Here is a 13,351-nt window from a genome sequence, read left to right as displayed (position 1 = left end):
GCAAGGCCCCCCGTTTTTGTCCCAGCGCCCCGACCGAATCGGCTTGCGCCCGGCCGACTCGGCCTGTTACTGAGAGGTCTTATCGGCTCCTTTATACGAGAGTCGACCGGCTCGGAGAGAATGGTTCGAGCCCGCCCCATCTGCGAATCGGAAAACCTGTCCGGCTCCTTCCACTACGCACACCCTATGAGCTCTCCCACCACCTTGCCCGCCTGGCGCAAGCTAGAGGAACACTACGCCAGGATCCGTCCGCTCCATCTGCGCGATCTCTTCCGGGAAGATCCCGGGCGATCCGAAAGGTTCTCCCTTTCCCTGGAGGAGATCGTCTTCGACTATTCCAAGAATCGGATCACGAGGGAAACCCTCGCCCTTCTGCTGGAGCTCGCCCGAGAGGCGGAGCTGCCCCTCTGGATCGAGAAGATGTTTGCAGGCGAGAAGATCAATGTGTCCGAGCGGCGCGCGGTTCTCCATACCGCCCTCCGCAAGCCTCGGGGAAGCTCGCTCCTCGTCGACGGGAAGGATGTGATGCCCGAGGTGCATGCCGTCCTTGACCAGATGAGGGAGTTCAGCGAAGCCGTCCGCGGGGGACGTTGGCGCGGCTACACCGGAGAGCCGATCCGCGACGTCGTGAACATCGGCATCGGCGGATCCGACCTGGGGCCGGTCATGGTGACCGAGGCTCTTCGACCCTACCACTCCTCGCTTCGGCTCCACTTTGTCTCCAACATCGACGGAACGCACCTGGTCGAAGCCCTTCGGGGCCTCAATCCGGAGACGACGCTCTTTCTCATCTCCTCGAAGACCTTCGGAACGCTCGAGACGCTCACCAACGCCCGGTCGGCCCGCGCCTGGTTCCTTGAGCGGGCGAAGGATCCCGCAGCGGTGGCCAAGCATTTCGTCGCGATCTCGACCAACGAAAAGGCGGTCGTCGCGTTCGGGATCGACAAGAGGAACATGTTCCCCTTCTGGGATTGGGTCGGTGGTCGCTACTCCCTCTGGTCCGCAATCGGCCTCTCGATCGTGCTCGCCATCGGCATGGACCATTTCGAGGAGCTCCTGGCCGGAGCGCACGTCGTGGACGAGCACTTCCGCACCGCGCCTCTGGAAGAGAACATCCCGGTCCTCATGGGCCTTCTGGGCCTCTGGTATAACAACTTTTTCCAGGCATCGACCCACGCGGTCTTTCCCTACGACCAGTACCTCGCCTTTCTCCCGGCCTACCTGCAGCAGGCCGACATGGAGAGCAACGGGAAGCACGTCCAGAAGGATGGCTCGCCCGTGGCCACAACCACGGGTCCGATCCTCTGGGGCGCTCCGGGAACCAACGGGCAGCACGCCTTTTTCCAGCTCCTCCACCAGGGGACCAAGCTCGTCCCCGCCGATTTCCTCGTGCCCGCCCGGAGCCACAACCCCCTGGGACCCTCCGACGAGCACCACCGGATGCTGCTGGCCAACTGCCTGGCGCAAACCGAGGCGCTCCTTCGGGGAAAGACCGCGGACGAGGTGCGCGAGGAGATGGAGGCGGCCGGACTGGCCGCCGACGATATCGCCCGGCTCATCCCCCACCGGACGTTCGAAGGCAACCGGCCTTCCAACACCTTCCTCTTTCGCCAGCTGACCCCCCGCACGCTCGGCAGCCTGATCGCTCTCTACGAACACAAGATCTTCGTCCAGGGGACGATCTGGAACATCGACTCCTTCGACCAGTGGGGGGTCGAGCTCGGCAAGCAGCTCGCCCAGATCCTCCTGCCCGAGCTGAGCGGGGAGCCCGCCCGCAAGCCTCACGATTCGTCGACCGAGCGTCTCCTCCGCCTCGTGCGCGCCCGGCTCTGAGCCGTGGCGCTATCTCGGGGACGAGGGATCGCCCGCCTCCCACAACCGGGCCGCGCCCCGTACCCCGCTCGAGTCGCCGTGACGCGGGGCGGCAAGCTTCGTCAGGACCCGGTCCGAGAAGACCCATCGGCTCCAGAGACGGGGAATGCGGCGATAGAGCCGCTCGACGTTCGAAAGCCCCCCTCCCAGGACGATCACTCCCGGATCGAGCAGATTGATCACGTGGGCGAGCCCCCGAGCCAGTCGATCCTCGTAGCGCTGGAGCGCCGCCTCGCAGCTCGGGTCCCCGGCGGCGGCGCGCCCGACGATCTCTTCTGGCTTGAGCCGCAACCCGGCCACCCTCTGGTAATCCGACGCCAATCCGGGACCGGAAAGGAAGGTTTCGAGGCATCCTCGCTTCCCACAGTAGCATTCCGGACCGGGAAGCTCTTCGGCCTGGGGCCAAGGCAGCGGGTTGTGCCCCCACTCTCCCGCGATCCCGTTGGCGCCGGAAAGAATCTTGCCCTCGATCACGACACCCCCCCCCACCCCCGTGCCTAAAATGACGCCGAAGACGACGGCCTCCCCCTTCGCCGCGCCGTCGGAGGCCTCGGAGAGGGCAAAGCAGTTGGCATCGTTGGCGACACGGACGGGCCGGGCCAGGCACCGCTCCAGGTCGGCTCGGAGCGCCCGGCCGCACAGGCAGACGGTGTTGGAGTTCTTGAGCAGGCCGCCAGGTTCCGACAACGTCCCGGGCGAAGCGACCCCGATGGGCACTCCCGCCAGGCCCAGCTCTTCTTCGACTCCTTTCACGAGCCAACGCACCGCTTCGAGAATCGCCTCGTATCCTCCCGTCGGGGTGGGAATCCGCCGGCGAACCCGCTCTCTTTCTTCCCGATCCAGGGCGAGGATCTCGATCTTGGTCCCCCCCAGGTCGACGCCCACACGAACCCGCGGTGGATTGCTCATGGCCGGAGTCGGATCTTGCGACTTTCCCCGATCGCTTCCAAGCTTTGCCTCGATGGCAGCCTCCCCGACCCTGACCTGGATCTGGCTCGACGCAGCGGGCCGGCTTGGAGACAGAACAAGCCTTCCACGCGATCCCGGAAGTTACCTGCTCGTGCTCGCTCTGCTCCGCAGCCAGAGGAGGCTGCCGGTCGGCGGCCTCGGCTCCTTTGCCCTGAGCCGGGGCATCTATGCCTACTGCGGGTCGGCCTGCGGACCGGGAGGGATTCGCGGGCGCCTCACCCGCCATCTACGCGCAAGTACCACGCTGCGCTGGCATGTCGACTTCCTGCTCCGCTACGCGCGACCGATGGCCCTCGCCTTCGCAATCGGAGACCCCCCTCGGGAATGTGGCTGGAGCCAGCGGCTCGGCCAGCTGCCGAACGCCTCCTTCCCGGTACCCGGATTCGGTGCCTCGGACTGCCGGCGCAACTGCCCCGCCCACTTGGTCTTGCTCTCGACCAGGCCCCGCCCGTCTCTCCCGCCGGCAAGCCCGGAGCAAGAAAGAACGTGCGCCAAAGAACGGCAAGCCGTAAAAGAGGCTATTTTGTTCCTCTTGGAGACCTTGCCTCATGAAGCCGGAATCCCTTAATCCATCCGCCAGCCACAGCTTCCTTCTGCGCCTTTCCTATCCCAACAAGATCGGGATGTTGGCGGCCGTCGTTCGCGTGCTCAGTGACAATGGGGGGGATCTCGGAGCGATGGACATCGTCTCGGTCCAATCGGGCCAGATGATCCGGGAGATCACCGTCAATGCGAGGAGCGAGGAGCATGCGAAGGAGCTCGAGGAGAAAGTCGCCCAGCTGCCGCAGGTCACGGTCCTGGCCGCATCTGACCGTGTCTTCTTGCTTCACCAAGGCGGCAAGATCCTTGTCGAGAACAAGATCCCCCTGACCAACCGCGATACCTTGTCGATGGCCTACACGCCCGGGGTCGCCCGCGTGTGCGAAGCGATTGCCGCCCGCCCCGAGCTCGTCTACGAGCTGACGATCAAGAGCAGCTCGGTGGCCGTGGTGAGCGATGGTTCCGCGGTCCTCGGCCTTGGGGATATCGGGCCCGCAGCCGCCATGCCGGTCATGGAGGGGAAGGCGATGCTCTTCCGCGAATTCGGCCAGGTCCACGCCTACCCCATCTGCCTCGGCGCGCGGGAGACGGAGGAGATCGTCGACACCATCGCCCGCATCGCCGTCGGCTTCGGAGGCATCAACCTGGAGGACATCTCCGCGCCCCGCTGCTTCGAAATCGAGGAGAAGCTCCAGGAGCGGGTAGATATCCCCGTCTTCCATGACGATCAGCATGGCACGGCCATCGTGGTGCTCGCCGCGCTGATCAACAGCGCCCGCCTGCTCGGACGGGAGTTGCCCGCACAACGCTACGTCATCCTGGGTGCGGGGGCGGCCGGCGTCGCAGTGGCCAAGATGCTTCTCAAGGTTGGCTGCCGGAAGATCGTCGTTTGCGATCGGAGCGGAACCCTTCATTCTGGCCGATCGAATCTCACGCCCATCAAACAGTGGCTGGTGGCGCACACCAATCCGGACGGCATTCCGGGGACGGTGCGAGACGCCCTCCATGGAGCCGATGTCTTCATCGGCGTCTCCGCCGGCGGCCGCATCTCCGGCGAGGACCTGCGGGGAATGACCGAGCCGCGAACCGTCTTCGCCCTGGCCAACCCGACTCCCGAGGTCATGCCGGAGGAAGCCGCTCAATATGCGCAGATCGTGGCCACGGGGCGAAGCGATTATCCCAACCAGATCAACAACGTCCTGGCCTTCCCCGGGATCTTTCAGGGTGCCCTCTCCGTGCGCGCCTCCCGGATCACGGAAGGGATGAAGCTTGCGGCGGCCGAAGCGATCGCCTCGTGCATTCCCCCATCGGCTGCCGCCCCCGAATACATCATCCCGAGCGTGTTCAATCGAGACGTGACGAAGCAGGTGGCCCAGGCGGTAGCGCAGGCAGCGGAGAAGGACGGAGTCGCTCGCGCCTGAGATCCTGGATTGAAAACACCCATCTTGGGGAAAAACGGGCGAAAGATTCCCCAGCGAGCCACAACGGCCTCCCAGCGGGCGGGTTCCTTTGCCGGTCGACTTCTCCTCCTGTCCACCGTCCTCTTCTTGGGGCTCTCGGGCGCCTCGGCCCCGGCGGCCAATCCCCCGGTGCAGCTCGTCAGCGTCCGGCGCTACTACTCCCTCCTCCTCTCCGCACCGACCCGTCCCGGCGAGGCGGTTCATCCCCAGATCCGTTATCAAGGCGTCTGGGAATGTGTCAACTGGGGTCCGGCGGGGGAGATCTCCCTCTTTCAGCAGGAGCCGGCCCACCTTCCCTACCTCGATTTCCGCGCGAAGGCCAACGGCGTCCCGATTCCGGTGGAGAAGCGGGAGAACCGCTACTGGGTCCCCCTCCATTTCCCTAGCGGGCAGAGGGTTCGCGTGGAAATCGAGTCTCTGCAGCAGGTGCTTCCCGTCGATCCGAAAGAGAAGATCGATTCGTTCGAGGACCTGATCCAACCCACCGGCTGGAAGCCGCCGGTCATCAACTACTGGATCGTCGTCGACCTGGGCCGCCTTTTCAGCGCCTACCTGGTCCACGAGGGGAATAGCCCGGCGTTCGGGCTCTCTCCCCAGGCCGGGCCCGGATCTCCCCCTTCTACCGCTTTCCCGCAGTTTCTTGCCAACAAGATCCTTCAGGTGACGCCGAAGGGATATCGGATCGAGGGGAACAAAATCTGGTGGTACTACCACAATCTCGGAGAGGCGACCTCCGCGCCCCTGCTGGGAACGCTTCGGGTCGTCTGGCAAGCCTGGTATCGGTGAGGGGAGGCCGGATGCGTTTCAGGCCGTCCTGGCCGGCAAATCGGAGAGTTCGATCCAGCGCTGCGGCCCGATCCAGACCAGGATCGCGCGAACCCGGTCGATGGGAAGCGAGGTCATCTGGGCCAGCGCCGCCCGATAGAGCCCGATCTGCTCTCGATAGCGGGCGATGAGCCGCTCCTCGCTCCGCTCGCCCGACTCCCGGTCGGTCTTGAAGTCGTACAGAATTGCGGACGCGGGCGAGCCGTCCGGTCCGGAAAAGAGGTGGACCCGGTCGAAGATCCCGCTGATCCAGCGGCCCGACACGAGGGCATCGAACGGCTTCTCCCGCCAGATGACCGTGCCGGCCGGCGGAGCAAAAATTTCTTCCCACGGTTCGCTTTCGAGGCAAGCGAGTGCTGCCCGAATCGCATCCCGGGCCGCTCCCTCGGGGGCGGAGGCGGCGGCATCCCTCAGGGACTCTCGAGTGACTTCGTCGGCCCTCTCGATCCGGGCGAGCCACTCATGAACGCGACGGCCCCATTCCCGCGCCGCCGCCCGAGCGGGGCTCAACGCTCCCCCCGCCCCCTCGTCCCCGAACCGCGATGGTGCCATCGGGATCGAGCGGAGGGCGCGCGGCGGAAACGAGAGTGACCCGGGGCCCTCGCACTCTTCCTCCGGGAGCGGGCACTCGACCCGCTCGGGGGCAGCGCGGGTGCCGGACTCGAACCAGAGGTCGATTCCGCTCTTTTCCCAAAGAGGACGGGGCTCCCCACCCGCAAGCGCGCGACGCAAGAGATCCCGGTGGGTGGGAGCGGCCGAGCCCGCCCGACGTGCGGGCCGCGGAGCCTCTGCGAGGACATAGAGCTCCCGACGCGCGCGAGTCAAGGCGACGTAGAGTACGCAGAGCCGCTCGAAGAGCTCCTCCTCCCACGCCTTCGCCCTCGCCTCTGCGAGCTTCGGGATTTTGCCCACGATCGCCTTCCCGGGAGCCAGGAGCAGCCCCGACTCCCCTTCCGCACCCTCCACCTCGAGAAGGCCACTCTGCCGGCGGACGGGACGATCGAGCTCGGCGACGACCACGACGTCGAACCCCAACCCTTTCGCCTTGTGGACCGTCATGACCTGGACGCTGCCGGTCGTCTCGGGAAGGCGGACCGGCTCTTCCCGCCAAAAGCGCAGAAAGCGCTCGACGTCGCGGGAGCCCGACTGGTCGAACCGGCACGCCATCTCCCGAAGCAGGCTCGCCCGTTCCTTCGCAAACTCATCTGAAATTGCGGGCAATCGCCCGAGGACCTCGGCAACCACGCCCGCAAACCCCTTCTCGTGGAGGAGGCGCCAACCGGTCTCTTCCCATTCCCGGCGGAAGCGCTCGCCCAGAGGGGAGGAATCCAGCCACCCTCGGGCGAGCGTGTCCCCGGGATGGACGAGGCCCTGTAGGGCCGCCGCCACAAGCCGTCCGAGTTGATTATCGGCGCCGGGGAAAATTTCCCCTTCCAGGAAGACCGAGCCGATCCGCTCCTTCCGCAACCGGTTCGCCAGGCGGCGCGCCCACCCGTTGGTCTGGACGAGGACCGCGCAGGAAAGCCCCCGCTCGGCCGGGCGGATGATTTCGCGCATCAAGCGAGCCAGCGCCCGGTCTACGGGCGAAGCGGGCGCTTCTTCGTCCTCCAGCTCGCTCTCCCCGGCCCCTTCCTCGCTCGTCAACGACTCTTCGGGACCCGCCCCCGCCTCGAGATAGCCGCTGTAGCCGGTGTCGCCCTCGAAGACCGAGGCGTGGGGCTCCCACTCCTTCGCCCAAGCAGCCCCCGCCTTTCCGTAGAGCTCTTCGAGAACCGCCGGATCGCCAAACACCCGGTTGACCAGGTCGATCACGGCGGGCCGCGAGCGATAGGAAACCGCCAATCGTCCGATCTCGACGCCGCCGGCATACCGGGAAGCGATCTCCTCGAAGAGCTTCCGGTCCCCTCCCCGCCATCCGTAGATCGACTGCTTCGCGTCCCCGACGCAAAAAAACGTCCTCGCGCCTTCCGTGGCCTGAATCGTCTCCTCCACCAAGAGCTGCAGGGCCTGCCACTGCGCGCGGCTGGTGTCCTGGAATTCGTCGAGGAGCCAATGGTCCCACTGCGAGTCGAGCCGAAAGGCGATCCGCAGCCAGGCATCCCGATCCATGCCTCCGCCCGTCGCTCCCAGCTCCCGAAGCAGCCTCGGCGCGTCGCTGAAGGCGATGCGCCCCTGGCGCCGAAGAGCGCTCTGGTACCGGGCGTCGAACTCGGCCAGGAACGAGGCGAGCCCGCGTGTCCGTCGGCAGGCGGCTTCCAGGCCGTTCTGGAGCCAGAACCGGGCCAGCCGGCCGAGCAACCGGCTCATCTCCGGGTCCGGGACGATCTTCTTCCTCTGAAAGTAGAACTCCGCGCCACAGCCCGATTCGGGATCGTAGCTCTCCAAGATGTTCTGGATCACCCGATCCCCCGTCCCGCTCCCTCGATAGGCCAAAAGGAGAGGCCGGAGCTTCTCCCATTCCTCAGCCCTCCGAGAGTCGAGAATCTCGAGCTTTCGGCCGAGCTCCTCCCAAAGGCGCTCGCCCTCCGTCTCCCGGCAGCCGGCAAGGAGCGACAGGCAGAGCGCCTCTCCCCCCCATCGCTCCCGCTCCGGCCTCTCCGCGTATGCATCGCCAAAGCGGGAGATCCACAGGTCGAGAACGGCCCAGACGCTCTTCCCCTCCTCTCCCTCGGCGACCAGGCCGATCGCCTCGGCGAGCGTCGCCGCCGCCTTCCCATCCTCCCGGAGCATTTGCGCGAGCAGCGAGCGTCGCAACTCCCCCGCTTCGAGCTCGTCCATGAGGGTGAAGTTTTCGGGCAGCCCCAGCTCCATCGGGCAGACGCGGACAATCCGCTGGAAGAGGCTGTCGATCGTCCGCAGATGCAGCCGGGGCAGATCGGTGAGAAAGGCCTGGAGCGAAGCGAGCGCATTGCGGAAGGGGCCACCGGACTCTGCCCCCCGGCCTGCCGCGTCGGCTTCGGCCTGCTCGACGAGCTTGAGCAAGACCCGATCGAGGATTTCGGCAGCGGCCCTTCTCGTGAAGGTGACCGCAACGATCCGGTGCGGATCGACGCCAGCGCGGAGCAGATCGACGATCCTCCTTGCCAGAGCTTCGGTCTTCCCCGTTCCGGCGGAAGCGCGAATCAGGCAGCATCGGGCGATCGGAAGGTTCCCAGTCACATCCCCCCTAGGCAGACGCAAGGAGTGGGGAGACCAGCTCCCCGGGACGACCGTCAAACCAGCTTCGCCACGGCTCCCGCTCCCATTCGAGCGAATCGGCCGGCGGCCAGAATCGCCCCTCCTCGATGGCCCGCAAGATCCGGGCAGCACACAAGAGCGCTTCGGTTTCCAGCTCCCGGCTCCACTCCTTCCACTCCCGAACGCCCGCCTGCGCCCGATCCTTCGGAAGGACGAAGTAGGCGACCTCGAGATCGGAAAGGCCGGAATTCTTCCGACGCCAGGCCGCCGCATAGAGGGGGAGCTGCAAATCTCTCCACCGAAGCCTCTTGCCCCGCCAATCAAAGAGGGCCTGTGCCGGGCCGTCGCTGCCGGCGGCCGCACACAGATGGGCCAGCCTCGGGCTCAGGGCTCGCTCCGCACTCTTGAAGTCGAGGAGGCGCACTCTCCCCTCCGCATCTCGATCGACCCGGTCGATCCTCCCCTCGATCTCCCAACCCTCGATCGCAAGCGAAATCGGCTCTTCGACCGAGACGATCGTCCACCCTCGCCTCACCTCGGCGGCCTGCGCACGCGCGAATCCCGCTAACCTTCCCTCGAGGGCCTTGGCTTGCAGTGCGACCGCCGAAGGAAATCCCTCGGGGAAGCGCTCCCGAAGGCGGCAGGAGAGAAGAGTACGCAAGCACTCCTCGATCTCCTCGCTCCGATCGCACCGCTTCCTGGCTTCCTCGCGTCCGAAATCGGAGAGGACATCGTGCAGCAGGGCGCCAAACTCCCGCGCGTCGAGCTCCTCGCGTAGCGCCTCGACCGCTTCCCATCTCCGGACCCGACGAAGGAAGAAGAAGAAGGGACAAGCCAGGTAATCCCGCAAGGCCGTGATCGAGAGCCTCTTCTCTCCCTCCCAGCGCAATGGGCCGATCTGCAGCCGAAACGAGTCGCTTGCCGCAGGCTGAGCGCGCGGCGGCGAATCGCGCACCTCCAGCACACGCCGCACGCGGCCGGGCAGCTCCTCGGGAGAAGAGCGGAAGAGAAGGCGCGAGGGGAAAAGAGGCTCCCCCTCCCGGCGGAAGCGGCAGGCCAGCAGATCGACCCGGCCCCGTTCTCTCCGCTGCGCGACGAGCGCCTCGAAGAGATAGGCATCCCTTGCCTCCCTCTGGGCATTGGTTCGCAGGCCGAGCCGCTCGCGCAGAGTAGCCGGGAGCAAAAAGTCGTGGGTGACCGACTCGGGAACCGATCCTTCGTGAAAGCCGGCCAGGATGAGGTGAGGCGCATTGTCCCAGAGCAGCTCGAGCCAGCCCCGGAGCTCGACCGCCTCCTGGGGGCGCTCCTCCGGCAGCGACGGCCGCGCGAGCCGGTCGGTGAGAAGATCGAGCGCTTCCGCAGCGTCCAAGGGCCGTAGCGCCGATCCGCCGAGAGCATCCATCTCCTCTAGCGCGGCCGCCAGCTCGTCCGAAAGGGCTCGGAGACCCTCTCCACCTCCTTGCTGACGAAGCAGCTCTTCTAAAAGCACCCGGAGCGTGGCAAGAGGCTCCTCCCGCGCCTCGGAGAGAAAGCGCTTCACCTTCTCGGCAAAAGGCGCGAGGGCCGGCTCCCGCCGCGCCACCCCCTCGAAATCCCTCGCCAGCGTCCGCGATGCCGCCCGGTCGAGCCTTTCGAGCAGGAACGCACGGGGAGCTCCGTTTTCCGGTAGACCCATCCAGGCAGCTGCCGCGGGGTGGCAAAGCAGCCGGCGAAACGCCCCGATGCTTTTCTCCCGCAGGAGCTCGCGGAGATCGGCGAGCAAGGAAGGCCAGGCCGACCCACGGGCGGGAGCGCCGCCTGGATCGAATGCGGGAATTCCGCTTTCCTCCAGAGAGAGGCGCAGATCGGGAAGCAGTCGGGGGTCACAGACGCCGATCGTGACCGCCTCCCGCGACCGATGGGCGCGCACCAGATCCGCCGTTCGGCGGGCAATCTCCCCCTCCTCCGCATAGATCCGGGTGGCGGGCAAAAACGGCAAGCGCCTGCTCTGCCAAAAGGCCGGATCGGGCACGCCCCATGCGTCGAAGCCGCAGGCGACCGCTTCGGGGGCATGGATCAACACCGAACAGGCTCGCTCGGGCAAGACCGCCTGGAGCAGGCGCAAGGCGAGCGGATGGGGATCGGGGCAGCCGACGAGAATTACCGAATCGCTCTCGAAATCCCAGCAACCCTTCTTGAGCGCTTCGAGCCGGCCTTCCATGGGATCCCGCAAGCCCGAGCCTGCCAAGATCGCTCGATACCGCTCCTCCCATTGCGCCAACCGGAGCCAAAGTTCCGGCTCGAAATGCCCAGCCGCCTCCCGGGCGGTGGAAAAGGTCAAGCCACCTTCGGAAAGCAGGTCCTGCGCCTGGCAGAGGCTTCGGGAGATGCCCAGGGCCCAGGCAAAATTCGACTCCGCAGGCCCGCCGGGAAAGAGAGAGCGATCTGCGGCCTGCTCCGAAAGAAGCAGCTGCGTCCATGCCAACAGCCGCGCCGTGGGACCCGCCCACCGTTCAGGCACGCCTCGGTTCCGCCCATAGAGCTCCATGGGAGTGACAACGCGAGGGGCGAGGAATCCTTCCGGCCTGCGCAGGCAGAGCGCCCCTCTCAGCATCCTTCCCGACTCCCGCGTGGGAACGATCAGGAGCCAGCGGGACAGATCGGCCCACGGGCCCCTCTTGCATCTCTGGAAAAGCCACTCGGCAACCTGGTCCGCAAGAGGGCGGTCCCACCCGAGAAAGCTCCTCTCCGGACGCATCGGGTCAATCTACTCGTTTTGGATCCTCCATCCCAGGAAAACGAGCCCGGAGCCTTCGAACCCGGCCGAGCCCATGGGCAGGAAGCACGGGCGCCTTCTGCCATGCCGCCGATTCACAGGAATCGCCGGGGGACCAGAGCCCCCCCTTGGGGCGCTCGCTGCAGCGAGACGGGAAAAAGCGCGGCAAGAGCTGGAATCGAGGAAAAAGTCCTTGGCAAAGACAGCACTCCTTCGCATATTGTCCGGCGCGATGCCTGGGAAAAGCAGCAAGAAGACCGCGAAGGAGACGACGGAGAAGCTCGAAGAAACGGGCGCAGGGTCACCCGCGGCCGCTCCTCTTGCGAAGAAAGCGAACTCGAAGAAGGGCGAGCATGGGGAGCCACCCGCCGGCGGGAAAGCAAAAGAAGAAGCTTTCGAGGCGCCGTCCACGCTTACGCTCGCCGATCTTCCGCCGAAGCGTCGCCAAGCTTTCCTGGAAAAGCAGCGGCAGCGGCTGGTCGAGTTGCGCGATGACATTCTCGGGCAGATGCAGGGCATCGCTCAGGACTCCCTGCGCGTTCGTCCGGAAGGCAGCGAGGCGAGCGGGTTCGGAATGCATCAGGCGGATGCGGGGACCGAAGCTTACGACAAGGATTTTGCCTTGAGCTTGCTTTCGCAGGAACAAGATGCACTTTACGAAGTCGAGGAAGCGATCAAGCGGATTGAAACGGGAAGGTACGGCGTTTGCGAAATGTCGAGCAAACCGATCCCGCTGCAGCGGCTGGAGGCGGTCCCCCACGCACGCTTTACCGTGGAGTGTCAGCGTCAGGTAGAGCTGCAGAGCCGGTTCGAGCGCCGGTGGGAATCGGTTCCTCAGTTCGGCGAAGGCGCGGAAGCCACGACCGAGGAAGAGGAAGAATCGTCGGAGGAACGAGAGTCTCCCGGAGATTGACTCAGAGGTCAGGTCACAGGTTGGAGTGGACGCAATGAAGAAAAAGAGAAAAGGCCGCAGCCGTCGTTCGAGTACGGAAAGCCGGCGAAGAGTCGACATCAATGCGGAAGCCATTGACTTTCGCAACACCGATCTCCTGCGCAAGTTCACGACAGAAAGCGGGCGCATTCTTCCTCGACGGATCACGGGGATGCCTGCTAAGCTTCACAGAAAGCTAACGCAGGAAATTAAAAGAGCGCGCAACGTGCTGCTCCTGAAGTAGCTCAGAAAGGTTTTTCATGGCCCGCAGATGTTGCATCCTAGGTCAGCGTCCGACTCGCGGTCACGCGATCCGGCGCAAGGGTAAGCCGAAGAAGGAAGGGGGCATCGGCACCCACGTCACCGCAAACACACCCCGAACCTTTTTTCCCAACCTGCGCAGAAAGAAGCTCTTTATCCCGGAGCTCGGCCGATGGGTTTCCCTGCGGCTTTCGGCTCGAGGGCTCAAGACGCTCAGCAAAAAGGGAGCCTATGCGACCCTCCGGGAAGCGGGGATTTTAGAGTAAGCGAATGAGGGGATAATGCCGAGGAGGAAGATTCATGCCGTTCCATGTCGTTAGCAAAAAGTCCGGAAAAACCTATTACCTGCATGCCCGCGAGCAGACCCTGCGCAACGGCCACAAAGTCACTCTCTATTTCTTCTCCACTCAGCCGCGTGACGGGGCCATCGATGCTCTTCCCAAAGGATACGTGGTATCCGAGAGCGATCGAACGGGCCTGCCGATCCTCAAAAAGAGCCGGTAGCCGCTCGGCCTGCGCGAAGTCTACCTGGCCGCGTTCCCGTGAATCGCCGTCGATACG

11 protein-coding genes are annotated in these 13,351 nt (G+C 65.4%); 8 read left to right on the top strand and 3 right to left on the bottom strand.

What is annotated here, in order from left to right:
- Window positions 1-186: 186 nt before the first annotated feature.
- Window positions 187-1,833, top strand: coding sequence for a glucose-6-phosphate isomerase (gene pgi / locus MacB4_RS00230; RefSeq protein WP_206863911.1), 1,647 nt, complete (start codon window positions 187-189; stop codon window positions 1,831-1,833).
- 9 nt (window positions 1,834-1,842) lie between these two features.
- Here the strand turns inward: pgi and MacB4_RS00225 are convergent, their stop codons facing one another.
- Window positions 1,843-2,781 carry an ROK family protein gene (locus MacB4_RS00225; RefSeq protein WP_206863910.1) on the bottom strand — a complete coding sequence of 313 codons (939 nt, stop codon included), beginning with the start codon at window positions 2,779-2,781 and terminating at the stop codon, window positions 1,843-1,845.
- 52 nt (window positions 2,782-2,833) lie between these two features.
- On the opposite strand from MacB4_RS00225, the gene MacB4_RS00220 reads away from it, so the two are divergent.
- From MacB4_RS00220 to MacB4_RS00210, 3 genes are read left to right on the top strand one after another with little or no spacing between them, the layout of a single operon-like run.
- The gene (locus MacB4_RS00220; protein WP_206863909.1) at window positions 2,834-3,409 is read left to right on the top strand and encodes a DUF123 domain-containing protein; all 576 of its coding nucleotides are present in this window, start codon (window positions 2,834-2,836) and stop codon (window positions 3,407-3,409) included.
- Window positions 3,390-4,802: an NAD-dependent malic enzyme gene (locus MacB4_RS00215; RefSeq protein ID WP_206863908.1), complete on the top strand. Its 1,413-nt coding sequence runs from the start codon at window positions 3,390-3,392 to the stop codon at window positions 4,800-4,802. The genes MacB4_RS00220 and MacB4_RS00215 overlap by 20 nt, the downstream gene beginning before the upstream one ends.
- A 9-nt stretch (window positions 4,803-4,811) precedes the next feature.
- Entirely contained in the window at window positions 4,812-5,627 is an 816-nt protein-coding gene (locus MacB4_RS00210; RefSeq protein ID WP_206863907.1) for a hypothetical protein, read from the top strand.
- 18 nt (window positions 5,628-5,645) lie between these two features.
- Here the strand turns inward: MacB4_RS00210 and MacB4_RS00205 are convergent, their stop codons facing one another.
- Complete coding sequence (locus MacB4_RS00205; protein WP_206863906.1) at window positions 5,646-8,825, bottom strand: exodeoxyribonuclease V subunit beta; 3,180 nt, start codon at window positions 8,823-8,825, stop codon at window positions 5,646-5,648.
- A 7-nt stretch (window positions 8,826-8,832) separates the two neighbouring features.
- Window positions 8,833-11,436 (bottom strand): PD-(D/E)XK nuclease family protein, encoded by a 2,604-nt coding sequence (locus MacB4_RS00200; RefSeq protein ID WP_206863905.1) that lies wholly within the window; start codon window positions 11,434-11,436, stop codon window positions 8,833-8,835.
- A gap of 394 nt (window positions 11,437-11,830) precedes the next feature.
- Between MacB4_RS00200 and MacB4_RS00195 the strand changes: the two genes are divergently transcribed.
- The 4 genes from MacB4_RS00195 to MacB4_RS00180 are packed head-to-tail and all read left to right on the top strand — an operon-like array spanning window position 11,831 to window position 13,294.
- Window positions 11,831-12,511 carry a TraR/DksA C4-type zinc finger protein gene (locus MacB4_RS00195; RefSeq protein ID WP_206863904.1) on the top strand — a complete coding sequence of 227 codons (681 nt, stop codon included), beginning with the start codon at window positions 11,831-11,833 and terminating at the stop codon, window positions 12,509-12,511.
- A 34-nt stretch (window positions 12,512-12,545) separates the two neighbouring features.
- Entirely contained in the window at window positions 12,546-12,773 is a 228-nt protein-coding gene (gene rpsR, locus MacB4_RS00190) for a 30S ribosomal protein S18 (protein ID WP_024806988.1), read from the top strand.
- Window positions 12,774-12,789: 16 nt separating this feature from the next.
- Complete coding sequence (gene rpmB / locus MacB4_RS00185; protein WP_206863903.1) at window positions 12,790-13,056, top strand: 50S ribosomal protein L28; 267 nt, start codon at window positions 12,790-12,792, stop codon at window positions 13,054-13,056.
- A gap of 34 nt (window positions 13,057-13,090) precedes the next feature.
- A complete protein-coding gene (locus tag MacB4_RS00180) occupies window positions 13,091-13,294 on the top strand; it encodes a hypothetical protein (RefSeq protein WP_206863902.1) in 204 nt (67 codons plus the stop codon).
- Window positions 13,295-13,351 lie beyond the last annotated feature (57 nt).

The sequence above is a fragment of the Methylacidimicrobium sp. B4 genome (assembly GCF_017310545.1).
Lineage (GTDB): Bacteria > Verrucomicrobiota > Verrucomicrobiia > Methylacidiphilales > Methylacidiphilaceae > Methylacidimicrobium.
Note: the sequence above shows the minus strand (reverse complement) of the source record. Positions and strands in the feature narration are given on the sequence as shown.

Bases quoted from the DNA above. Each gene is read 5' to 3' on its own strand.
- MacB4_RS00180 (WP_206863902.1), top strand. From the start codon at position 13,091: ATGCCGTTCCATGTCGTTAGCAAAAAGTCCGGAAAAACCTATTACCTG.
- MacB4_RS00225 (WP_206863910.1), bottom strand. From the start codon at position 2,781: ATGAGCAATCCACCGCGGGTTCGTGTGGGCGTCGACCTGGGGGGGACC.
- MacB4_RS00220 (WP_206863909.1), top strand. From the start codon at position 2,834: ATGGCAGCCTCCCCGACCCTGACCTGGATCTGGCTCGACGCAGCGGGC.
- rpsR (WP_024806988.1), top strand. From the start codon at position 12,546: ATGAAGAAAAAGAGAAAAGGCCGCAGCCGTCGTTCGAGTACGGAAAGC.
- MacB4_RS00195 (WP_206863904.1), top strand. From the start codon at position 11,831: ATGCCTGGGAAAAGCAGCAAGAAGACCGCGAAGGAGACGACGGAGAAG.
- MacB4_RS00215 (WP_206863908.1), top strand. From the start codon at position 3,390: ATGAAGCCGGAATCCCTTAATCCATCCGCCAGCCACAGCTTCCTTCTG.
- MacB4_RS00200 (WP_206863905.1), bottom strand. From the start codon at position 11,436: ATGCTGAGAGGGGCGCTCTGCCTGCGCAGGCCGGAAGGATTCCTCGCC.
- rpmB (WP_206863903.1), top strand. From the start codon at position 12,790: ATGGCCCGCAGATGTTGCATCCTAGGTCAGCGTCCGACTCGCGGTCAC.
- pgi (WP_206863911.1), top strand. From the start codon at position 187: ATGAGCTCTCCCACCACCTTGCCCGCCTGGCGCAAGCTAGAGGAACAC.